Source organism: Ferruginibacter sp., assembly GCF_031391665.1.
Classification (GTDB): Bacteria; Bacteroidota; Bacteroidia; order Chitinophagales; family Chitinophagaceae; genus Ferruginibacter.
The window spans coordinates 1-24,835 of record NZ_JANMUN010000082.1; the positions used below are offsets into that span (position 1 = coordinate 1).

The 24,835-nt window shown below is 36.0% G+C and carries 17 protein-coding genes; 12 read left to right on the forward strand and 5 right to left on the reverse strand.

What is annotated here, in order from left to right:
• From ACY651_RS06230 to ACY651_RS06275, 10 genes are all read left to right on the forward strand, one after another.
• Positions 1 to 1,124: hypothetical protein (locus ACY651_RS06230; RefSeq protein WP_462250815.1), on the forward strand; the 1,124-nt coding region annotated here is incomplete at its 5' end.
• A gap of 33 nt (positions 1,125 to 1,157) precedes the next feature.
• Positions 1,158 to 4,310 (forward strand): SusC/RagA family TonB-linked outer membrane protein, encoded by a 3,153-nt coding sequence (locus ACY651_RS06235; RefSeq protein ID WP_462250817.1) that lies wholly within the window; start codon positions 1,158 to 1,160, stop codon positions 4,308 to 4,310.
• 29 nt (positions 4,311 to 4,339) lie between these two features.
• Positions 4,340 to 6,121 carry a RagB/SusD family nutrient uptake outer membrane protein gene (locus ACY651_RS06240; RefSeq protein ID WP_462250819.1) on the forward strand — a complete coding sequence of 594 codons (1,782 nt, stop codon included), beginning with the start codon at positions 4,340 to 4,342 and terminating at the stop codon, positions 6,119 to 6,121.
• 327 nt (positions 6,122 to 6,448) lie between these two features.
• Positions 6,449 to 9,589: a SusC/RagA family TonB-linked outer membrane protein gene (locus ACY651_RS06245; RefSeq protein WP_462250821.1), complete on the forward strand. Its 3,141-nt coding sequence runs from the start codon at positions 6,449 to 6,451 to the stop codon at positions 9,587 to 9,589.
• 18 nt (positions 9,590 to 9,607) lie between these two features.
• Positions 9,608 to 11,566 (forward strand): RagB/SusD family nutrient uptake outer membrane protein, encoded by a 1,959-nt coding sequence (locus ACY651_RS06250; protein ID WP_462250823.1) that lies wholly within the window; start codon positions 9,608 to 9,610, stop codon positions 11,564 to 11,566.
• Positions 11,567 to 11,674: 108 nt separating this feature from the next.
• A complete protein-coding gene (locus tag ACY651_RS06255) occupies positions 11,675 to 13,021 on the forward strand; it encodes a glycoside hydrolase family 88/105 protein (protein WP_462250825.1) in 1,347 nt (448 codons plus the stop codon).
• Between the two features lie 41 nt (positions 13,022 to 13,062).
• A complete protein-coding gene (locus ACY651_RS06260; protein ID WP_462250827.1) occupies positions 13,063 to 14,406 on the forward strand; it encodes a rhamnogalacturonan acetylesterase in 1,344 nt (447 codons plus the stop codon).
• Between the two features lie 4 nt (positions 14,407 to 14,410).
• On the forward strand, positions 14,411 to 16,090 hold the full coding sequence (locus ACY651_RS06265) for a GH39 family glycosyl hydrolase (protein WP_462250829.1): 1,680 nt from the start codon (positions 14,411 to 14,413) through the stop codon (positions 16,088 to 16,090).
• A 16-nt stretch (positions 16,091 to 16,106) separates the two neighbouring features.
• Positions 16,107 to 17,081: a glycoside hydrolase family 43 protein gene (locus ACY651_RS06270; RefSeq protein WP_462250831.1), complete on the forward strand. Its 975-nt coding sequence runs from the start codon at positions 16,107 to 16,109 to the stop codon at positions 17,079 to 17,081.
• Positions 17,082 to 17,227: 146 nt separating this feature from the next.
• Positions 17,228 to 18,769, forward strand: a complete 1,542-nt coding sequence (locus ACY651_RS06275; RefSeq protein WP_462250833.1) for an alpha-N-arabinofuranosidase — start codon at positions 17,228 to 17,230, stop codon at positions 18,767 to 18,769.
• A gap of 179 nt (positions 18,770 to 18,948) precedes the next feature.
• On the opposite strand, the gene ACY651_RS06280 is transcribed toward ACY651_RS06275, so the two are convergent.
• A complete protein-coding gene (locus tag ACY651_RS06280; protein WP_462250835.1) occupies positions 18,949 to 19,578 on the reverse strand; it encodes an NUDIX hydrolase in 630 nt (209 codons plus the stop codon).
• Positions 19,579 to 19,621: 43 nt separating this feature from the next.
• Here ACY651_RS06280 and pyrE point away from each other — a divergent pair, with 43 nt between their 5' ends.
• Together pyrE and ACY651_RS06290 are read left to right on the forward strand one after the other, a co-directional pair.
• Positions 19,622 to 20,254 carry an orotate phosphoribosyltransferase gene (gene pyrE / locus ACY651_RS06285; protein WP_462250837.1) on the forward strand — a complete coding sequence of 211 codons (633 nt, stop codon included), beginning with the start codon at positions 19,622 to 19,624 and terminating at the stop codon, positions 20,252 to 20,254.
• A 23-nt stretch (positions 20,255 to 20,277) separates the two neighbouring features.
• Entirely contained in the window at positions 20,278 to 20,646 is a 369-nt protein-coding gene (locus tag ACY651_RS06290) for a heavy-metal-associated domain-containing protein (RefSeq protein WP_462250839.1), read from the forward strand.
• Positions 20,647 to 20,703: 57 nt separating this feature from the next.
• Here ACY651_RS06290 and ACY651_RS06295 read toward each other — a convergent pair whose 3' ends face one another.
• From ACY651_RS06295 to ACY651_RS06310, 4 genes are all read right to left on the reverse strand, one after another.
• A complete protein-coding gene (locus tag ACY651_RS06295) occupies positions 20,704 to 21,108 on the reverse strand; it encodes an LEA/WHy family protein (protein ID WP_462250841.1) in 405 nt (134 codons plus the stop codon).
• A gap of 1,084 nt (positions 21,109 to 22,192) precedes the next feature.
• Complete coding sequence (locus ACY651_RS06300; protein WP_462250843.1) at positions 22,193 to 22,333, reverse strand: hypothetical protein; 141 nt, start codon at positions 22,331 to 22,333, stop codon at positions 22,193 to 22,195.
• An 8-nt stretch (positions 22,334 to 22,341) separates the two neighbouring features.
• Entirely contained in the window at positions 22,342 to 24,048 is a 1,707-nt protein-coding gene (locus ACY651_RS06305; RefSeq protein ID WP_462250845.1) for a DUF262 domain-containing protein, read from the reverse strand.
• A gap of 11 nt (positions 24,049 to 24,059) precedes the next feature.
• Positions 24,060 to 24,835, reverse strand: a 776-nt coding sequence (locus tag ACY651_RS06310) for an IS1595 family transposase (RefSeq protein WP_462250847.1), incomplete at its 5' end; no start/stop codon positions are given.

Below are 24,835 nucleotides of genomic sequence, written 5' to 3' on the forward strand. Positions count from 1 at the left end.
ATTTTGTAAGAGATGTAGCAACAACAGTTCGTATTCAAATGCTGGGAGGGAAATACAATAACTTTAATACCATAAAATTTGATGAGGCAGGCCTTGCAACAACTGATAAATATGTAAGTAACGGCGTACTGCACACTATTAAAGCAATGGTGCCGCCATTACAAAGTATTTGGGAATTTATAAATTCCACTACGGCACAGTATGCACAAAATGCGTATCTAGCATCATTGAATTTTAATGGCTTCGATCCTGCAACAGCAATTATTGACAGTATAAGTGTGATTACCGGGCAGCCTGTTTACCGCCCCGGCACCGGCATTGTACAAAGAAATACATACAACGACAGGGTGTTTGATTTAAAAAGAGAAGATAAGCAGTACACTTATTTTGTAATGCAGGATGCCAATTTTATACTGGAAGCCGATTCATTAAAAAATTATTTTGCCACTGGTGTAACAGCAACCAACGACAGTTTAAACAGATGGAATGTGGTTAAAGACCTGGCTTACGAAACTGTTTATCAAAATCCATTTTCAATACCTCAGCCATTGGTTTCAAAATTTGGTGTAAGCGTACCTGTTAACAATGTTTTTGTGGTTGATGTTAAAAGAATGAGCAATGGTTATGTTTATATCATGAGTAAATTAGATGTGCCTACAGTAAATAAATTTCTGCCGGTAATTATTGAAGGAGAATTCCCTTCAGGATTTTTACAAAATGATAAAGCCGGCAACACCAATTACCGTGTTCGTTTAAATCCAGCAACAGGCCTCAATTTTTCTGATATTGTAGTTAGCGGGCACGGCGTAACAACTTTTTATTCTTTTTACAGAAGAACTGAAACTCCATCTATCAAGTACCAGGTGTATGCCAAAGCAACCAACGATTTTCAAACAGCTGCGTTCAGCCAAACAATTACAGCATGGAATGTGGCGGGTAATGTATTCACTTTACAGGGTACTTTACCATATGCAGTTCCTTTATATACTGCTGTTGGTGCTTACAACGAAATAAATTTAGGTACTGTAACCAACACAAAATACGGTACTTTAGACTGGAGGTTAACTGCAATTACCACCGGCCCCTTTACATTAGATTATTTACGCTTAGTACCCATACCATAAAATTTCTTTATCAAAGTTTATCATTCTATTATCATGCATATTTTTAAAAAATTACTTATACTAACTGTTTCAATGGGTGCGTTTATTTTTGTGCAGGCACAAAGATTTGGTAAGCCCGTTGCTGCCAAAGAATTTACCGTAACAGGTACAGTGGTGAATGCTGCAACCCAACAACCAATTCGTGGTATAAGGCTAACGTATAAAACTTTTGCGGCATCACTCACCGACAGTGCTGGTAATTTTTCAATTAAACTTCCTGATGGGGAAGCCAATTTATTACTGGAAGGCGACGGTTATCAACCTAAAGAAGTTGCAGTAAAAGGATTAAGTACATTAAAAATTCTTATGTACGAAAATGGTTTTTCCTCTTCAGCTGATGAAGTTGTTTTACCCACAGGCCGTGTTACTAAAACGCTTACACCTTATGCTGTTGCCGGTATTAATGTTACAGATGGATGGAACAGGTACAACGAAACACCTGATGCATATTTACAAGGGAAAGTTGCCGGCCTGCAAGTAATACGCCGCAGCGGTACACAAAATATTGGCGCCGCATTATTTTTAAGGGGCATTAATTCTTTGTATGGTGCTAACCAGCCTTTAATAATTGTAGATGGAATTATTTTTAATAACAGCAATGTTGGTGGTTCAATAATTTCTAATAATTACAGTAACCCATTATCAACTATTGATGTGAGAGATATTGATAATCTTACTGTACTTAAAGATGCATCTTCTATTTATGGTACCAAAGGCGCAAATGGTGCAATAATAATTACCACCATCAGGGCAAAAGAATTAGGTACTAAAATTGATTTTGCTGCGTACGGCGGTTATAATGCAGTACCTCAAAATTTGCCGGTAATGAATGCTGCCAATTACAGGACATATCTTTCTGAAATTTTAAAAACAAAAGGTATGAGTGATGCAGAAATTCAAAGCCAGCCTTATATGAATGATGATCCATCAAGCTCTAATTATTATGCGTATCACAATCAAACTAACTGGCAGGATCTGGTGATGAAAAAAACCTACACCAAAAACATTTACTTAAAGGTTACCGGTGGCGATAATATTGCAAAGTATGCGATATCGCTAGGTTTTTTAAATAACGGCGGCATTACAAAAAATACCGATGTTTCAAGATACAATATGCGGTTTAACGGCGATCTGAATTTAAGCCGCCGCATGACAGCAACTACCAATTTAGCATTTACTTTTTCTGAACAAAATGCAAGAGACCAGGGTAATGCTGCAAAAACAAATCCGCTTTTTTTAGCATTGGTTAAAGCGCCTTTTTTGCGTACCAATGATGTGTCTGCAACGGGTATCGAATCTCCTACACTGGCCGACAGGGATACTTTAAATATCAGCAACCCATTGGTAATTATAGATAAAGGGATAGGGTTAAATAAAGCATATCGTTTTTTTGGTTCAATTGGATTTAATTACGAAATAAGTAAGCAGCTAAAATTATCAACTACCATTGGTATAATTTACAACAAGGTTCGTGAAAACTTTTTTATACCACGTAAAGGGGTAACGCCTGATTCACTTCCTACATCGGTTGCTTTTAACAGGCTGGCAACACAGGTTACTTCACTTTTTTCTTTGTATAATGATACCCGTTTAACTTTTGTTGCAAATTCCAAAAAAATACATTCCTTTTCTGCAATTGCAGGATTAAGGTATTTAAAAGATAAAACCGAACAGGATTTTGGATTGGGTTATAACTCCGCCATTGACGAATTGGTGAGTGTGGGAAATGGCTTGAACGGCTTAAGAAGAATTGGTGGAGATATTGGAGAGGCCAAATGGTTCAGCACTTATTTTAATGCTGATTATTCTTATAAAGATAAATATCTTTTATCAGCTAATGTATCAATGGATGGCTCCAGCCGTTTTGGAGATCATGTTCAAAAAGGGTTAGACCTTACCTCTAAAGTGTTATCAATTCTTCCTTCAATTGCCGGGGCATGGCTTATATCTTCGGAAAAAGTTATGGCAGAAAGTAAAATTGATATATTAAAGCTCAGAGCTTCGTACGGTTTATCGGGTAACGACGATATTGGTAATTATACCGCACAGCAAACTTATACTTCTCAAAATCTTTTGGGTATGCAGGGTCTGGTACGCAGCGGCCTCGCTAATAACCAACTGCAATGGGAAGAAGTGAAAAAATTAAATGTTGGTGTAGATGTGGCGTTACTGAATGAAAGATTGCAGTTTAGTATAGACGTATATAAAAATAAAACCAACAAATTAATAGTTTACGAACCTGCACCAACAGCCAGTGGTTTTGATTATGTTGTAACCAACAGCGGCGGATTAAAAACAACAGGTTACGAAATAGCTGCAACAGCAAGAATAATTAATACCAAAAAATTTAACTGGGATGCAGGTTTTAATTTGGGCAAATACGTTTCATCAGTTACAAAATTACCTACCGATAAAATTCTTAGCTTATTTGGCGGCGCAACTTACATCACACAGGTTAATGGTTCGCCTAATGAATTTTATGGACACAGGGCAAATGGTGTTTATGTTTCCGATGCTGTAGCAGCAGAAGAAGGGTTAAGCATAAAAAAAGCCGACGGAACTTTAGTGCCATTTAAAGGCGGAGACATAAGGTTTGCAGATTTAAATGCTGATAAAATAATTGATGATAACGACAGAACAGGATTAGGAAATCCTAATCCAAATTTTTACGGATCATTCTTTGATAAATTTTCTTACAAAAGATTTTCTTTAAATACGGTATTTACTTTTTCAACCGGTAACGAAATTTTTAATTACACCCGTGCACAGCTGGAAGGTATGAGCAATGCTTATAACCAAACTGATAATGTATTAAACCGGTGGAGAACAAACGGACAGGTTACCAATACACCCAAAGCAACCTGGGGCGACCCTATGGGCAACAGCCGTTTCAGCAGCCGTTGGATAGAAGATGGATCTTACCTGCGGTTAAGAGTAATAACATTATCGTACGATGTGCCATTTAAAACAGGCTTTTTTAAATATGCAACAGTTTATGCAACCGGTAATAATTTAATTACACTAACCAAATACAAAGGATACGATCCGGAGTTTAGTGCAACAGAAAGTATTTTTGGTCAGGGTGTTGATAATACTTTAGAACCACAGTTCAGATCAGTTCAGCTTGGGTTTAGGGTAGGGTTATAAAAAATAATTCAGTTATAAATATTTAAAAAATGAAATTCAGTTATAAAATAAAATTTACTTTTTTAGCGGGTATTATTGTATTGGCAATATCATCCTGTAAAAAAATGATTGACGCAGAACCTGAAACAACAGTAGGTGCAGCTAACAGGTACCGAAATGTTTTTGATGCCGATGCGGCAGTAATTGGTGTGTATGGCAAAGTAATGAAGCTGGCAAAACCCTATTTGTTGCTGAATGAATTAAGGGGCGATTTGATGGACATTACAACTAACTCCGACGCTAACCTGCGGCAGCTGAGTGAACATACTGCAACAGTAAATAACCCTTATGCAGATCCACAACCATTTTACGAAGTAATTGTAAACTGTAACGATGTGCTGGCTAATTTTAAAAATATGTATGCGGCAAGTAAATTAAAACAGGAAGAGTTTAATCAGCGCTATTCGGATGTGGGTGCAATACGCAGTTGGGTGTATTTGCAATTAGGAATCCATTACGGTAATATACCTTATGTAACTAATCCGGTGGTGCAGGTAAATGATTTGAAAATTACGGCTAATTTCCCCATGTTATCATTACCGGTTTTAATTGATTCGCTTACTGCATTTACAGAAACTTTACCTTATACCGAAGATTATCCAACGGGCACAACATTGCTTACTACTGTTGATGGCTACAGCACACAAAAATTTTTCATCAATAAAAATATTTTATTAGGCGATTTGTATTTGTGGAAAGGTCAGTATGATAAAGCTGCCGACCGATATAAAAGAGTAATGGATATTTTTGGTCCGGCTACTACTGGTGTTGGGGAACAATTTTTTAATCAGTACCGTATTTCCAGTTTTGCCAATTCAAGCATAACTTATGCAAGAATTTTAGATTTTTCTTCTTTAACCTATACACCAGGCTGGCGCTATTTGTTCGAAAGGCCCCAGGGAGATAATGAATTTAACTGGGAAATGATTTGGAGTTTGCCCTTCGATAGAAATTTTGCACCAGAAAATCCTTTTATAGATTTATTTTCTCCTAATGGCGGAAGTTATTTGCTGCAACCGGCACAACAGGCCATTGATAACTGGAACAGTCAAACGCAGGTATATACTTTTGCAGCAAACACTGCCAGTGCTGCCGAAGTATTAAGAGATAATTTTCCTTTTGATTCAAGAGGTACGTTAACTTACCGCATTATAAATGGTAAGCCGGTAATTATGAAATACCTCTACAATTATCTTGGTACAAATAATTTACCCATTAATACTTTTGCCAAACCCGGCAAATGGTTTTTAACAAGGGCGGCAACTTTACATTTGCATTATGCAGAAGCGGCTAACCGCGCCGGTAAATACAGGCTGGCCCATGCAATAGTAAATAAAGGTATCAATTATCACTACGATCCTTTGCCGGGCGGCAGCAGGATAGGAGATGTAACAAACATTCAGCAAACATTTATGTCATGGCCTTACGATTTTGATGCAAGAGAAGGCGACGGCCCTGCATTTAGAAATACCTGGTACAGAAATATTGGTATAAGAGGAAGAGCCGGATTAAAAGCAGTAACATTACCCACAACTGATAGCGTAACCAATATAGAAAATATGATTATTGCAGAAGATGGATTAGAGTTGGCATACGAAGGACAGCGTTGGAGTGATTTACTAAGAGTTGCCATTCGTCAAAATAATCCTGCGTTTATTGCAGATAAAGTGTATGATAAATTACGTAAGTCTGGTTTATCTGCCGCCGCAGCAAATGCAGCAAGAACAAAGCTGATGAACAAAGATTGGTTTTTACCTTTTAAATTAAACTAAGAAAAGCCAGTTGATTTTTTAAAGTGCATGGTTTTTAACATGCACTTTTTGTTTTTTATAATTTGCAGATATTCATAGTGATTGTAAATAATTGATTAAAAATATACCAATATCCTTAAAAATATTACAGGATACAGCAGGATAGAGCAGGATGATAAAAATGCCGGTTTTTATAATTTAGTTCCGTATAAATATTTTTTGTATGCGTAAATAAAATAGAGTACTGAAGATTGTTATTACGCAAACGATTGCAGAGTTTAATTTAATACCCACAAACCAAAGCAGTAATTTTAGTTTTTTATTTTTTATTTGTTTAAAAAATAAGCGTTGCTATTTTTAACCCAATTAACGAATGCTATTATGAAAAAAAAATTTCTAAGGAATAATATTGCTATTATTCTTCTTTTCCTCATTTCTTCATTTTATGCTAAAGCACAAAGTTTTTCAGTTACCGGTAAGGTTACTGATGAAAATGATAAAGCTTTAGAAGGTGCAACTGTGCTGGAAAAAGGTAAAAAAAACTCGGCAATTACCGGCCAGGGCGGAACATTCACTTTAAATGTTTCGTCTGGTAAAGCAAAATTGGTAATTAGTTTTGTAGGGCACGAGCTGCAGGAGATTGCTGTAAACAATCAATCGCAATTATCTGTGTCATTAAAATCTGCAAACGAAAACTTAACTGATGTAGTAGTAATTGGTTACGCAACAGTAAAAAAGAAAGATGTAACTGGCTCTGTTGCCGGTATCAACCAAAAAGACATCCGCAGCCGACCTGTAGATAATGCTTTACAAGCTATGCAAGGTAAAGTTGCTGGGGTTGATATTACTTCAAATGAACGACCAGGAACTGTAGGTGCAATCAATATTAGAGGAGTACGTTCTTTAACGGCTTCAAATACGCCTTTATTTGTAGTAGATGGTATTCCACTTACTACAGGTGGCATAGATTATATAAACCCTAATGATATTGAATCTATAGATGTATTAAAAGATGCATCTGCCACTGCAATATTTGGATCAAGAGGTGCAAATGGAGTAGTAATTGTTACCACAAAGCAAGGAAAATCTGGTAAAATGCAATTAAACTATTACAGCAGTGTTACAACGGAAAAAATAGTGGATTGGGCACCTATAATGAGTGCTTCTGAGTACATAGATTATAGACGTTGGGCAATATATTATAGTAACACCACAAACAGACCAAGAGGCGATGCGCCTACAATTGCTAACGATAGAGATATATTTCTTGCAACTGCAGACCCAGATAGCTGGAAAAATATAGAAAAAGGATGGGCAGGAGGTACTTGGAATGGTGCAGCTGTAGGTAATACCGATTGGACTGGATTGGTTTCCCGTACTGGTATTACAACCGACCAAACTTTAAGTGTAAGTGGTGGTTCAGCTAAAATTAAATCTTATGCTAGCTTTGGGTATTTAAAAAATAATGGTACTTCTGAAGGTCAAAAATTTACTCGTTATTCTGGTAAAGCTAGTGTGGATATTCAAGCTACTGATTGGTTTAATATGGGTTTAAATATGAATTTAACACATAGTACCCAAGAATTTGGACAATCTAGTACAATCATAGGTTCATTTATTGGTTCACCACAAAATAGTATTTACGGTTCTGCTAGGGCAATGTTTAAATGGGCTGTGCCTTATGATGCTAATGGCGGTAGAATTTTAAATCCGGGTGGTGATGTTGCTTTTAAAACTGTAGTAGATGAGGAAAAATACACACAAGACCAACGTACAACTTTAAGAGCTTTTGGTAGTTTATATGCTCAAATGGATTTTGGTAAAATTCATCCTGTTTTAAAAGGATTACGTTACCGTTTTAATTTTGGTCCTGATTTTTCTAATTTCAAAAATGGAATATATATTGATGGTTTATCTGCTGCAAGTAGCGGAATAAACGGAGCATCTTTACAAGAGTCACAAGTCATGTCATGGACTCTTGATAATCTTTTATACTATGATAAAGCAATAAAAAAACATAATTTCGGAATAACTTTATTGCAAAGTGCTACTAAATATGTTGCCAATCCTGTGCATACAGTAAGAGGTACTGGAATACCTTTTGCAAGTCAAAAATGGAATGCGTTAAATTCAAGTACGTTACCTGCTGCCAATTTAACTATTACTCAAAATGCTGATTTAACCGAACGACAATTAGCAAGTTATATGGCCCGTTTAAATTATGGCTATAATGATAAATATTTATTAACTGTTTCTGTTCGTTCTGATGGTGCTTCTCAGTTATTTGATGATGGAAGTAAATTCTCCTTATTTCCAAGTGCAGCTTTAGCATGGCGTATTAACAAAGAAAGTTTTATGCAAAATGCAAATTGGATTAACGATTTAAAACTACGAGTTGGTGCAGGTGTTACAGGTAATTCTGCAATTGATGCTTATGCTACTAAAGGAAGAACTTTAGCGAATTTTTATCCATTTGGAGCTACTTTAAATCCTGCTTCAACTCCTTCTACAACATTAGCTAACCTAGCTTTGGACTGGGAAAAAACAACTCAATTTAATGCAGGTTTAGATTTTGCTATATTTAAAAACAGAGTTTCGGGTGCTATTGATGTTTATTCCTCTAAAACCAAAGATTTATTAATGGCTAGAGAAATACCAAGTGTAACAGGTTTTGTAACTACATTTCAAAATGTAGGAGAAACAGCAAATAAAGGTTTTGATGTTAGTATCAATACTATAAATGTAAGAAATAGAAATTTTCAATGGAATTCCACTTTTAATGTTTCTTGGCAAAAAGATAGAATTTTGACTTTGTCTAATGGAGCACAAGATGATATTAACAACAACTGGTTTATAGGACAACCAATTGGGGCTATTTATGGCTTTGCTTCAAGTGGCATTTGGCAATATGCAGATACCGCAAATATGCGAAAATTTGCTGTAAATGGTAATAACTTTACTGTAGGTCAAGCTAGACCATCTGATTTAAATGGCGATAATAAAATTGATGGAAACAATGACCGTAAATATATTGGCAATACTCGTCCTCGTTGGATAGTAGGGGTTACCAATGGATTTACGTACAAAAATATAGAACTTTCCTTTTTTGTATATGGTCGTTTACAATATTTAGTTAATACAGGTGGCGAAGGTTTAACTGCCCGTGGTAATAATCGACAAGTTAATTATTGGACAGAAAACAATCAAAATGCAGAATACCAAAAACCATTCTACTCAGTAGGTGGAGGAGATGCTTATGCTCCTACTTTAGGGTACAAAAAAGGTTCTTTCTTGAAAGTAAGAAATATTTCAGCTTCATATACATTTACCGGCAACGTATTGAAAAAATTACATATGAGTAGCTTACGTGCCTATGTACAAGCTACCAACCCTGGAATGTTATTTTCCCAAATTGATTTCCTTGATATGGATGTAAACTCAAATATTTCAAATAGAGGATATACACTTGGTTTAAACGTTGGTTTTTAATTGATAAAAAATAATACAATGAAAAATAAAATATTAAAATTAAGTTTAGCTGCTGCTGTTATAATTGCAACAGCTACTTCTTGTAAAAAATCGTTCTTAGACGAGAATCTTACTACCGTTAGAGATTTAAGTTTTTATAAAACAGATGCTGGAATCCAGCAGCTAGTTGCAGGAACATATAATCAAGTACTTGCTTCTCCTTTTGGTGGCGAAATGTCCTTTTCAGCAATGTCTTCTGGAGTGGATGAGTTTCGAACTGGTGGAGACCCTTCTAATGGTATGTGGAATAGTTATGGTAATACATTTGGACCTTTTATCACTCCTAATAATGGAAATACGATAGCAGCAAATAATCAATGGGATAACTTGTATGTCGGTATTGGTCAAGCAAATATTATTATTGAAAATGCAAAAGCTAGTACTTCCACTGCCGATGCTATTAAAAAGACAGCTCTAGGCGAAGGACATTTTTTCCGTGCTTATAATTATTTACGATTAGTTAACCAATATGGTGCAGTCCCATTAAAAACTAGTTCTAGCACTACAGTTGAGTTAGAGTTCACACGTCAAACTCCTAAGGAAATTTATGATGTAGTTATTGCTGATTTCCAACAAGCATTTAATTTACTTACCAATACTGGCGGCCCTGCAAGAATTACCAAAGATGCAGCTGCTCATTTTTTAGCAAAAGCTTTCTTAAGCCGAGCTAGTGAAATTAATGATAGTTGGAATAGTGCCACAAAAGCTGCCGATTTAGCAGCAATAGGTCCTCTATGCGATGCAGTAATTGCAGCGCATCCTCTTGCACCAAACTATGGTGACTTATGGCGTTATACTGCTCCTAACGGTGCTAACGAAAATTTAAAAGAAATCATCCTTTCTGCACAATTTTCTTCTGACCCTTCTGCAAGTGGACAAAATTTACAACACTTATATTATACAGCTAGATACGAAGATGTAGCACAAATGCAAAGAGATATGAGCGGTGACCGTCCTTTTAGCCGTCTTTGCCCTACTTATTTCATGTATCGTATTTATGATATGCAAAATGATTCTCGTTTCTGGAAAACCTTTAGAACAAAACATAATGTAAATGCAAACACACCAACTGCTCCTTATGTTAAAGGTGATTTAGGAATTATTTATATTATTAATCAACCAGGAGATACTCGTTTCCCTTTAGTTAATTCTACTAATATTGTAGTTCCTCCCACTGTAAAAACTGTACCTCATGTATATGTTGCATACCCTGGTGGTCGTACTACCGATGGTGCTTTAGCTGTAGATACTCGTAAGTTTCCTTCTCTTAGTAAGTTTTTTGACGGTAGCCGTTTAAATGGCTTTAATGATATTGATGGCTTAAGAGATATGACACTTGCCCGTAGCGCCGAAACGTATTTAATAGCTGCCGAAGCTAAAGTTCGTTTAGCTAAATTGGGTACTGGTAGTTATGCTGATGCATTACCATATATTAATCCATTAAGAACAAGAGCAGAGTTTGTAAATGGCGAAAACCGAAGCACATATTATGATGGTGGTGGTGCTAGTAATGCTACTTTACAAGCTGGTATTACCATGTCTTTCCGACCAGAAAATAGTTATTATGAATCCAACAATATACCAGTTACAACAGCAGCTGCAGCCAACTTAGCTATTACTAATATAGCTGCTTTACCTGCTGGTGACGAATATGTAATTAGCACTTTAGGACTAACAGGAACTTATGATAGAATGCTAGCTTTGGTATTAAATGAAAGATCAAGAGAGTTAGCGGGTGAATATTTACGTTGGGCAGACTTAAGCCGTACTAAAACATTGGTTAGTCGTGCAAAAGCATTTAACCCAGATGCTGCACCCAATATTCAAGACAAACATAACGTACGTCCAATACCGCAAACATTCCTAGATGGTATTCAAGCTGGTGGAAAAGCGTTATCAGCAGCAGAAAAACAAGCAATGCAAAACCCCGGCTATTAACTTTTTTCTCATTTTAGCAGTTGGTAAAGGGCGGTCAATGAAAATTGTACCGCCTTTTATTTATAAAGAAGTTTACATTAGCAAAGATTTTAAAAAAGTTATTTCAACATGAAAAAAGTAAAATTATTTACCGCACTTTATTTTGTTACCCTTTGCGCCGCTGCGCAAAAAAAAATAGGCAATGATGTAACCACACCGTTACATGCCATGAAGGTAAATTACCCTGTGCCTTATGAACCCATGCAAAAAGGCGACATAAAAAAAGTGCTGGATAAAGTATTTAATTATTTAGATGCAGTAACACCTGCACAAATGATTAATAAAAAAACAAATGAAATTGTTACTGATGTTTTAAAAATTGACAGCAATACAACGTTGCAAAAAGCCGATTTTAGATTAACCAGTTACGAGTGGGGCGTAACGTATTCTGCTATGTTACGGGCAGGTGAAATAACCGGCGATAAAAAATATACCAACTATGCAAAAGACCGCTTTAATTTTTTAGTCACCTGGATACCTGCAGTAAAGAAGTTGAAAGCGGCCGGTGGTTACAGTGGTAATACTTATCCGTTAAAACAACCGATTGAACCACATGCATTGGATGATGCAGGAGCTGTTTGTGCTGCAATGATAAAAGCCACCACAACTGGAGTAAATAATAATTTACGGCCACAGATAGACCATTTAATTGATTGGGTTGCCAATAAAGAATATCGTCTTAAAGATGGCACATTAGCAAGAAACCGTCCTCAAAAAAATACCTTGTGGCTCGATGATTTATATATGGGTGTACCGGCCATTGCACAAATGGGTAAACTAACCGGCGATAAAAAATATTTTGATGATGCAGTAAATCAAATAAAATTATACAGCCAAAGAATGTTTATAAAAGAAAAAGGCGTTTACATGCATGGCTGGGTGGAGAGTATGGAAACGCATCCCGAATTTAAATGGGCAAGAGCCAATGGCTGGGCAATATTGGCCATGTGCGAATTGCTGGATGTGCTACCCGAAAATCATGAAGGAAGAGCTTATGTGTTACAACAATTAAAAGCCCACGCAAAAGGTTTAGCATCTTATCAAAGTGGCAGTGGTTTCTGGCACCAGTTGTTAGATAGAGAAGACAGTTATTTAGAAACATCTGCCACTGCAATTTATGCGTATTGCATTGCACATGCCTGTAACAAAGGCTGGCTAAACCCGGTTACTTATGCACCTATGGCAAGCCTTGCATGGAATGCAGTGGCAACAAAAATTAATGATAAAGGCCAGGTAGAAGGTACATGCGTAGGCACAGGTATGGCTTTTGATCCTGAATTTTATTACCAACGTCCTGTAAAAGATTTTGCAGCGCATGGTTATGGCCCGGTAATTTTAGCTGCTGCCGAAATGTATAAAATGGCAGAGAAAAATAAGTTTAAAATGAATGATAGTTCGGTGCAATATTATGAGTAGGAACACGCCTGCAGGCGTGTTCTCATAAAATGAATAAAATAATGAACCGTATAATAAAATTATATTTTGCATTAATACTTATTGTTTCTGTAGTAAATGCACAACCAAAAACAAATTATAAATTTGATTTTGGCAGCACTGCAGCTGCAAAAGGATATACTGCAATAACGCCGCAAAACATTTATACCGATGCATCAGGTTACGGATTTATAAATTCATCAGATATTAAAGCGGTAACAAGAAATAAAAAAAATGCAGCAACGTCAGATTTTATCACCAGCAGCAAACCTTTCTTTTTCTCTGTAAAAATTCCTGAAGGTAATTATGATCTAAAAATTATTTTAGGTGATGTGAGCGGAACATCGGCAACAACAGTAAGAGCAGAATGCAGAAGGGTATTCTTAAAAAATATTCAAACAAAAAAAGGAGAGATTAAATCAGAAACATTTACGGTACATGTTAAAGACAGTATTATAAGAGATGCCAACGGCAACGCAGTTGATAAAGTAAAACTTAAAGCAAGAGAAATAAATTATTTTCATTGGGATAATCAACTTACCATTGAATTTAACGATACTGCCGCAAAAATTTGTGCAGTGGAAATTACGCCCAATACAAAAGCCACCACTGTATTTTTAGCCGGCAACTCAACAGTAGTAGATCAGGATAAAGAACCCTGGGCATCCTGGGGACAAATGATCCCTTCTTTTTTTGAAGCCAAAGATATTTGTATTGCCAATTATGCTGAAAGCGGCGAAGCATTAACTTCTTTTAAAAGCGCAAAGCGACTGCAAAAAATTTTAAGCCTGATGAAAGCAGGCGATTATTTATTTATCGAGTTTGGCCACAACGATCAAAAGCAAAAAGGAGAGGGCATTGGTGCTTTTACTTCATACAAAAAAGATTTAAAATATTATATCAGCGAAGTAAAAAAGAAAGGCGGTATTCCGGTATTAGTTACATCAATGCACCGCCGCAGTTTTGATTCGGCAGGCCATATCAACAATACATTAGGCGATTATCCCGAAGCGGTAAGGCAAACAGCCCAGGAAGAAAATGTTGCATTAATTGATTTGAATGCTATTAGTAAAATTATGTACGAAGCCTGGGGGCCTGAGAAATCTATCAAAGCATTTGTACATTATCCTGCAAACACTTTTCCCAATCAGGATAAAAAATTAGAAGACAATACACATTTTAATACTTACGGTGCTTATCAAATTGCCCGTTGTATTGTGCAGTCAATAAAAGATAATAAGTTACCCATTGCAAAATATTTAAAAATGAATATCGCAGCATTTAACCCTGCACAACCCGATGCTGTTGAAAATTGGTATTGGCCACAAAGTATTTTACAGGCTGCAGTAAAACCTGATGGAAATTAATTGTATGAAAAAAAACATCCCGAAATATTTATTAATTGCTGGCTTGTTGTTTTGCAATTTTACAAATGCACAACAGGCAACCATTGCTGTTGATCTTAAAAAAGAAACCGGAGATATGACGCCGGTGTGGGCATGGTTTGGGTATGATGAACCCAACTACACCTACATGAAAGACGGTAAAAAATTATTGACAGAGATTGCGGCTTTAAGTCCTGTTCCGGTTTATGTAAGGGCACATAGTTTGTTAGTTACAGGCGATGGAGTAGCAGCATTAAAATGGGGCAGCACCAATGCTTATACCGAAGATGCGAATGGTAACACTGTGTATAGCTGGACAATCATCGACAGTATTTTTGATACGTATATACAAAGAGGTATGAAGCCGCTGGCGCAAATTGGTTTTATGCCCGAAGCTTTATCTACCAATCCTTCTCCCTACAAACACGATTGGAAACCCGGCGATCCTTATTTTAAAATAATTACCGGCTGGGCTTACCCGCCAAAAGATTATAACAAATGGGCAGAGTTGATTTACCAATGGGTAACGCATAGTGTTAGCCGCTACGGAAAAAAAGAAGTGGAAAGCTGGTGGTGGGAGTTATGGAACGAACCCAATGGTTACTGGAAAGGAACGCAGGAAGAGTTTTTTAAATTGTATGATTACACCGCCGACGCTGTAAAAAGGGCTTTGCCAACAGCAAAAATTGGTGGCATAAATATAGCAGGCACTGCAGGTAAAAATGCACAGGACTGGATGCATGCTTTTGTTAAGCATTGTTTTTACGATACCAATTATGTTACAAAAAAAATCGGCTCACCCGTGGATATGATTTTGTTTCATGCTAAAGGTTCGCCTAAAGTAGTGGACGATCATGTGCAGATGAATATGGGAAGGCAGTTGCAGGATATTAATATGGGCTTTAAGTTTGTTGCATCCTATCCACAATTAAAAAATTTACCCATTGTTATTGGCGAAAGCGATCCCGAAGGTTGTGCTGCATGTGGTATGAAAACCAATCCTTCAAATGGTTACCGCAATGGCACCATGTACTCCAGTTATACAGCGGCTTCTTTTGCAAGAAGATATTTACTGGCCGATTCTTTTAAAGTAAATTTTTTAGGTGCAGTTACCTGGGCATTTGAATTTGAAGACCAGCACTGGTTTTATGGCTTTAGAGATTTGGCTACTAACGGCGTGGATAAGCCGGTTTTAAATGTGTTTAGAATGTTTGGTAAAATGAAGGGCCAAAGAGTAGCGGTTACGGGTAATCATATGTACGATTTAAAAACAATGGTAGATTCCAGCGTAAGAAAAAATTACAATGATGTAGGCGGGTTGGCTGCAAAAGATAAAAAATCGGTAACAGTAATGGTATGGAATTACCATGATGATGATGTGATGAAGCCAGCACTGCCTGTGGCAGTTAGTATTGATGGCCTTACAGCAAAAACTCTTACGCTTACACAATACAGAATTGATGACAAGCATAGTAATTCTTATGAAGTATGGAAGAAAATGGGGTCACCACAAAATCCAACTGCTGCGCAAATTGCCACATTAAAAAAAGCAGGGCAATTACAAACAATTGGTAAACCTGAAAAATTAAAAGTTGTAAATGGTAAACTGGTACTAAATATTTTATTACCACAACAGGCTGTTTCTTTGTTAAAAATAGACTGGTAATTTTAAAAAATTAATTATGAAACTATATTTAGCAGCAGCATTATTTCTCTGTGGTATTTCAACACTGCATGCACAGAAAAAGGATACTACTTTTACTGCAACAGGCAATCCAATCATCAAACACAAATTTACTGCCGACCCTGCGGCATTGGTTTATAAAAACAAAGTGTACATCTACACGGGCCGTGATGTGGCACCGGAAAAACGCAACGGTTACGAAATGCACGAATGGCTTTGCTTTTCTACCAGCGATATGAAAACTTTTACAGAGCATCCATCGCCATTAAATGTAAAAGCATTTAAGTGGGCAAAAGACGATGCATGGGCAAGCCAGGTAATTGAACGCAATGGAAAATTTTACTGGTATGTTGCCGTTACACATGATAGTACCCATCCGGGCAAAGCCATTGCTGTTGCTATAAGCGATAATGCTACCGGCCCTTTTGTTGATGCAAAAGGAGCTGCAATTATTACTAATGATATGACGACAGAAAGTAAAATAAGTTGGGATGATATTGACCCCACTGTTTTTATTGATGATAATAAGCAGGCGTATTTATTTTGGGGCAACACTACATTGCATTATGTAAAGCTGAAAGAAAATATGATTGATATGGATGGCCCAATGCAAACTATTACATTGCCAAATTTTACAGAAGCGCCATACATCCATAAAAAAAATGGCTGGTATTATTTATCGTATGCTTATGAGTTTCCCGAAAAAATTGCTTACGCTATGAGCCGCAGTATTGAAGGCCCATGGATGTACAAAGGAATAATAAATGAGATAGCGGGCAACTGTAATACCAATCATCAAAGTATTATCGAATTTAAAGGCAAAGATTATTTCATTTACCATAATGGTGCTTTAGTACCCGACTATGGCAGTTTTCATCGTTCTGTTTGTATCGATTATTTATATTACAATAAAGAGGGAACAATTAAAAGAGTGATGATGACCAGTGAGGGAGTGCAGGGAGGGAAGAAGTAAATAAAGTAAGAAGTAAATAAAGTAAAAGGTAAATAAAGTATAAAAGTCATAAAGTTAAACATAGTGTGCTAAAACGTTTTGATGGTTAAGTTAAAATATAAAACTGCCAATTGAATTAATTACTTAAACATTCAATAATTTAGGAGATGAAAAAAATAATATTCCCATTAGCGTTCTGCTTTTTTGTAAATTTTTTATCTGCACAAACAACCACAGTTGTAATTGATGCTACTAATCCGACTAACAGCATCAGTCGCCATATTTATGGTCACTTCTCCGAACACCTTGGCCGATGTATTTACGATGGTTTTTGGGTAGGCGATTCTATTAACGTTCCCAAAAAAGACAGGATAAGATTAGATGTAGTGGATGCATTGAAAAAAATAAAAGTGCCCAACTTAAGATGGCCCGGCGGCTGCTTTGCTGATGAATATCATTGGCGTGATGGCATTGGCTCACGTAAAGAAAGACCATACATGGTAAATACAAATTGGGGTGGCGTATCAGAAGATAATAGTTTTGGTACTCACGAATTTTTAGAACTGTGTTCATTGATTGGTTGCGAACCATACATTGCAGGAAATGTGGGCAGTGGCACAGTGGAAGAAATGGCAAAATGGGTGGAGTATTTAAACAGTGATGCTAAAAGTACCATGACAGATTTAAGAAAACAAAATGGCCGCAGCGAACCATGGCGTGTAAAATATTGGGGAGTGGGTAACGAAAGCTGGGGCTGCGGTGGAGATATGACGGTTGACTTTTATGCCGATTTATACAAGCGCTATGCAGTGTATGCAAGAAATTATAAAGAAGCACCCTTATTAAAAATAGCAAGTGGTGCCAACAGCGGCGATTATAACTGGACAGAAACACTGATGAAAAATGTAGGCCCTAATAAAATGTGGGGATTGACTTTGCATTACTATACACTGCCTACTAATAACTGGCGGGCAAAAGGTTCTGCAACTGTTTTTGATGAGAAGGAATATTTCAATACCATGAAAAATACTTTAGTGATGGAAGATTTAGTTACACGCCACAGCACCATCATGGATAAATATGACCCTGCAAAAAAAACAGCTTTAGTTGTGGATGAATGGGGCATCTGGACAGATGTAGAGCCTGGCACCAATCCGGGATTTTTATACCAGCAAAACAGTTTAAGGGATGCATTAATTGCAGGTATCAATCTAAATATTTTTAATAATCACAGCGATAGGGTGCGTATGGCCAACCTTGCACAAACCGTAAACGTATTGCAGGCTATCATACTTACTAAAGGCGATAAAATATTGCTAACGCCAACTTACCATGTATTTGATATGTACAAAGTGCACATGGATGCAAAAAAATTAAACATCAATTTTAAGTCGCCGGAGTATATCAATGGAGATAGAAAAATTCCTGCTTTAAATATTTCTGCATCACAGGATTCAACTGGAGCTTTACATATTACACTGGTTAATATTGACCCATCAAAAGCAATCGCATTACGTACCGTTTTGCCGGGAGTAAAGTTTACAACTGTAACAGGGCAGATCATCACATCAAAAAAATTTACCGATATCAATACTTTTGAAAATCCCGGCAACGTAAAAATTACTTCTTTCAGTGGTGCAAAAAAATCCGGCGAAGAATTGGTAGTTAATTTACCTGCGCAAAGTATTGTAATGCTGGAGTTGAAATAATTTTTTTTGAACACGAGCTGCAGATCAATAACAATCTGTGGTCCCGCTTTTCGTTCCAAGTCCTCACCCCGCTAAGGCGGGGTTCCGGGCTTTCCACTGCAATCGGGTGTAGGCACTCAGCTGTATATTTTCAATCAGCATTTACAACTCGTAATTAATTTTCAGTGGTTAAGCATATTTTATGCTGCATCAAAAAATGCACTTAAAATATCTTTTATCGATGGGTAAGTATTGGCAACAGGTTCTTTAATATTTTTAGTAGCCACCCATTTAATTGCAGTAATATCTTCTTCGGTTTGTGGTACAAGTTTTTGTCCGTTGGCACAAACCATATAATACCAGTGTGTAACTTTTAAAAAGTGTTTACCAAATGCATCGTAGGTATGATAAGTTTCATCCACCTTTTTTTTAATTGTTAAGTTAGTAACACCAGTTTCTTCTTCCACTTCCCTTAATGCACATTCGTCAGCCTTTTCACCTTTTTCCATCTTGCCTTTAGGTAAATCCCATTTATTAAGGCGGTAAATAAATAAAATTTCTTTTTTATCATTTTGTACAATCCCGCCTGCCGCTTCAATTAAAGTAAAGTTTTTAAAAAATAGTTTTTTTAAAGCAGTTAAATCTTCGGAGTAAATAACGCCTGCATGAAATTCATCTTTCTTAATCTCATGTAAAAGCGATTTTATAGCCGGCGCCGAAATCTCGTCAATAAAAACGGCATCGGGGTGGTGCAGTATTTCTTTCAATTCTGTGGTTAATTCATCACAAAGAAAAACAGGCTTATCGCCAAAATATATTTTTATGTGCATAATAATATTTCAAATTATAAATTTCAAAGTTCAAATTTGCACCATGACAAACGAAAAAGCTGTTGCAGAAAAACTTTTACAAATTAATGCAATTAAATTAAGTCCCCAACAACCATTTACATGGGCAAGCGGGTGGAAGAGCCCTATTTACTGCGATAACCGCAAAGTTTTATCCTTTCCTTACGTTCGTGATTTTATTAAAAGCGAAATGAGCAGTATAATTTTTGAAAAATTTCCTGAAGCTGATATGTTAGCAGGAGTTGCTACTGCTGGTATTGCCTGGGGCGCTATGGCGGCTGATCAGTTAAAGCTGCCCTATATTTATGTAAGACCTAAGCCTAAAGAACATGGTTTGGGTAACCAAATAGAAGGCAATTTAGAAAAAGGGCAAAAGGTTGTGGTGATTGAGGATCTTATATCTACCGGTAAAAGCAGCTTGCAGGTATGTGATGTATTGAAAGCCGCAGGTGCAGATATTATTGGTATGGTTTCAATCTTTACTTATGGTTTTAATGAGGCAGACGAAGCATTTAAAGCAGCTGGGATTAATTATCATTCCCTAACTAATTACAATACGCTTATCAATTTAGCGGTAGAAAAGGGCATAGTTTCAGCCGATCAGCAAAAAACCTTGTTAAATTGGAGCAGTAATCCATCAAATTGGTCAGGTAATTAATAACTTTATTTTAAAATGATACTATGAAGAAATTTTTATTAAGTACCGCAACCTGTTTTTTTATAATAGCAGGCAATGCACAGATAAAAGTAAAAGACAAGGCCGTAATTAACACACCTACAGTTCAAAATTGCGAAAAATGTAAAGAGCAAATTGAATTTTTTATAAGTAAAACTGATGGGGTGCTTTCTGTAAAAGTAGATTTAAAAAGAAAAACAACCACAGTTGCCTGGCTTACCGACAGAACAAATAAAGAGTATTTAAAAACTGCAATTGCCAATCTTGGTTTTGATGCTGATGATATAGAGGCGGATGAATTTGCTTATAAAAGATTGCCGGCTTGCTGTAAAAAACCACCCGAAGCACCTAAACCTGCTGCTCCAAAAGTATAGCTAAATAAAAAGTTTATAATTTAAAATGCATCTGCTTAAGGCAGGTGCATTTTGCGTTTAGAAACTGAATTTCTGTTTACCCTCGTAGTTCACATCAAAGGTTTTAAAAACATTTGCCTTTCCCAATTTAATTTTACCGGTAATTTTTACCATAACCTCTTTGCCCATAAGTGCAGGAATAGCATTCTTGTAAGCATTTTTCATATCAACTTCAATTATCATCGGCAATGTAAATTCTCCTCTTCTGGGAATACTGATTTGATAATCCTGGGCTGTATGCCCCAAATAATTACTGTCAATATAAATATCAAGATCTGTCCTTTTTAGCTGAAGCCCAAAATTGTTGGGGTTGTAATAAATAAGATCAAGTTTAAAAGTAGAAGTAGAAAACCCCAATTTTTCTGACGAAAGGTTTTTAAAATCCCGGTACTCCAATTCTTTTGGTTCACGACAGGATGTCATAATAACTGCTATTATAAAAAATACTAAAAAGAGGGGAGATAATTTAGTAAACATGTATGCTTTAATTAATAATTACACAAAGTAATGAAATTACTGGCGACTATATACTTATCACCACAAAACTTTGCAAATGTTTGCACCTTAGTATTTTACAGACAGAATTGAAAGATAAATATACAATTTTATGCTGATTATATTTTTTGAAATATGAAGATGAAACTATACGTTTAGTTATATTTTTTTTTGGCATATACTACTTAAAGTAAAATTTTAAATAAAACAAAAAACCATACTGTTGTCTAACAATAAAATAAAATAGAAACATATCAACATTATGTTGATATTAAAAAGTTATTAATTCGGATTAATTTTTCGACATTCGTAAGACTCTGATGGGTGAGTAAGTTCCTTGAAAGGAAATCCCGGGCTGTAACCCGGGAAACCATAAAACATTTAGTTTATAGACAAGGCAATATTACAATATTGCTTTAAACTCTCTCGTTTTATCTTTCCACACTGCGTTAATATCAGCCAAATTGCCCAAGGCTAATATTAGCATTTGGCTATTTAATAAAGATTTATATATTTGCAACTGAAACTATCATTGTTAAGGGAACGTAACCCACCTTATTAAAAACTATAAGGCTATGGAAGCAGCACTTTGACAAAGTTATCTAAAGCCTCGGTCGCCGCTGAGGCTTTTTTATATCCCAAATTTTTTATTTTCTTTTAATACAGCGCTGAGATAGCAAGGCAGCGATAACGAACCCTTGTGTCCATTATTCACCTTCTAAACGTAAGACAATGGTAGTTTCAAAATCATGTCCAAAATGCGGAAGTTCTATGAAAGAAGTCTTTTCGAAATGGATTACCAGAAATGGTAAAACCATTTTCCCCTCGAAAGCTTCATTTTTTAGATTCTTTGTTTGCGACAGGTGTAGCAAAAAGTAAGGACGGCGAATCCTGAAATTTCGGGGCTGTTTGCTAATTAGCGACCAGCCCCTTTTTATAACGCAAACATAAAGCCAGTATTGTTGTAAAATGCAATAGAATTGTAAAATTTATGTTAGCGGTAACTTAAAATCTATTTAGTTTTCTTTTTTACCTTTTTAGGCAAAGGTGTATTAGCTGCTTTTTTAATAGCCTCTTCAAAGGTCATGTTTAACCTTACCGGCTCATCCTTTTTAGCCACCTTCTTTGCTGCTGCTTTCTTTTTTGTTGCCATATAGAGATTTATATTTTCCAAATATCCTTTGATAACTCATATAAATAGTCTTGCCTAGTATCTATTGTATCATAATCCCAAATGGAATAATCTTTTAAATCGTTGTTTATTGTCAGCCTAGATTTCTCGTATTCTATTTTTTTGGTATCAAAATCTTTATTTGATGCCACTATATTCAGTTTGTTTTTTAAAAGTGTCAAATTGCCTAATCTGTTTAAAGAAAAGGTATATAATTCGGGGTCGGATTCTTTTAATTTAAGCCAATTGCCTTTTGGTTTTTGGGGCATTATATGCTCCAACCAAGCATCACCGGTTGCGGAAACGCTTTCCTGTTTAGATGCTACAATTCTTTCTAATATTAATTTAGCAATGTTTGATTTAGGAGAGGATAAACAAAAACCTGATTTAAATTTATCCTCTAGCTTCATTGTTGGATTTTGTCTTATTTCGTCAATAACTATATTAATATCGTTATCCGATTTTAATTTAGTCAATAATGTATAATATAGCTTTTCAAGTTCTTTGGGGTCTCTCCTTATTATTTGATGCCTAAATGAAATGCACTCTATAGCCTTAGTAAGTGCTTCAAAATTTTTGTTGTTTAAAACATTCTTAGCCCTTAAAAGAAGTGGGTAGCATTTTGCAACATTTAACGTTTTTAACCCGTTTAAATAGATTTTATCGGGTGTCGGATTAACTATTTCAACATAATGCAGTGCTGATTCTTTCAACTCATTTAAAAATGTTTCTGTGTTGTCTAATGCCTTTAATTTTTCATCGTAAACGTCGAAAATATATTTTTCCGGTACAGGGGGGTAACTGTCTTGATAATGTTGCACATTTCTTTTTTCCTCAATTCTCTTTCTTATTTCCAATGAGTCAACCCTAGAATTAATGAAGTGAAAAAGGAATATATCAATATTGGCTTTTATTTTTTCTAAAATCTCCCTTGTATCGTCCCATAATTCTACCGCTTCTTCTTCAGTAATTCCTTTAGGGTTATTACAAACTTCGTTTTTTATAAGATCGGATTGCGATAACTCAATCCCCCGTGCATTAAGTGTTTTAAATAATAAAATCTTATCAGATTTTTGCTCTGCTGTCATTACGATATACTCTGTTGATAGCACTTTATCCGCAAACTTTATTACCCCTTCTATGCCTCTTTCTGTTTTTATTTTCTCTATTTTAGGCGTAATAAAACTCTCCAAGGCTTCAAATAGTAACTTATGTGATTTTACCCTCCCGTCTTTAATCTTTTTATCTATATCTTCGGACTTTAATATTGCTTTAAATAATTTTTTGTCTCTTTTACCAGTTGTTAGTCTAGGTTCTTCCCCTGTATCCTCAACAATTAAGGATTTTGTCCTTTGATAAAGCAAATTGTTTATTGATTCTATGGCTTTAGTGTATTGTGTGCCTGCTATTGCTTTTTTAATGGTATATAGAATTAAGAATATTGTAGTTAATCTTTGTTGTCCATCAATTATTTCCATTAACTTTTTGCTTTCATCCTTTACATATAAAAGAATAGAGCCTAAAAAGTATCCTTCATTTTCATACGATGTATCTATATCATAAAAAAGGTCTGAAACTTGCTCTAATTCCCAAGAGTATTCCCTTTGATATAGGGGAACTTCAAAATTTAAATCACTTAACACTAAGTCAAGTGTTACAGGGGATTGAGTTACTTTCATGGTTGAGTATCTTTTCATAAAAATAGGGTTTAAGTATTAAAGTTCTCATCTTTTTTAGATGGTTTCTGAATAAGGTTATCGTAAGTAAGCCTTCCTTCCGTTTGTTGCAAGGTTATTATAAACCTGTCCTTATCTTCTATTTTCCTGGAGTTATACCTATAGCTTGTTTCATCACAATACCTATGCAGATGCTTAGGGCTTACGCTATGATAAATGCCATATATAGATCGTTTAAGGGAACTAAAGAAGCCTTCAACTGTGTTTGTGTATGCAAGGCCGTTCCTGTATTCGCTTTTGGAATGGTTAACTGTTAAGTGTGCTGCATACTCTTGTGCTAATCCTGTATAGGAAATATGGGTGTCAGTTATAACCACTGCTGCATTATCTACATTTTGCCGGACGACCTCTTTAAAAGTGTTTGCGCCTATTACTGTTAATTTTGCTTTGCCATCCCTTTGCACTAAACCCATTACAGCAACCTTATTATCCAAGTTATTTAGCTGCATCTTTTTACGTTTCCCCCGGTTCATGTTGGCGAATTTTCCACCCACATACGTTTCATCAACTTCCACCATGCACTCTAAAGGTTCGGGGGCTGGCTCACCCATTATAATCCTTATCCGGTGATTCATAAACCATGCAGTCTTTTGGGTAACTCCCAAATCCCTTGCAAGCTGCAAACTGCTTATACCTTTTTTGTGGGCAGTTATAACATACACAGCGGCCATCCATGTTGAAAGGGGGATTTTGGATTTCTCGAAAATAGTGCCTACAGTCAGGCTGAAATTCTTTTTACAACTTTTTG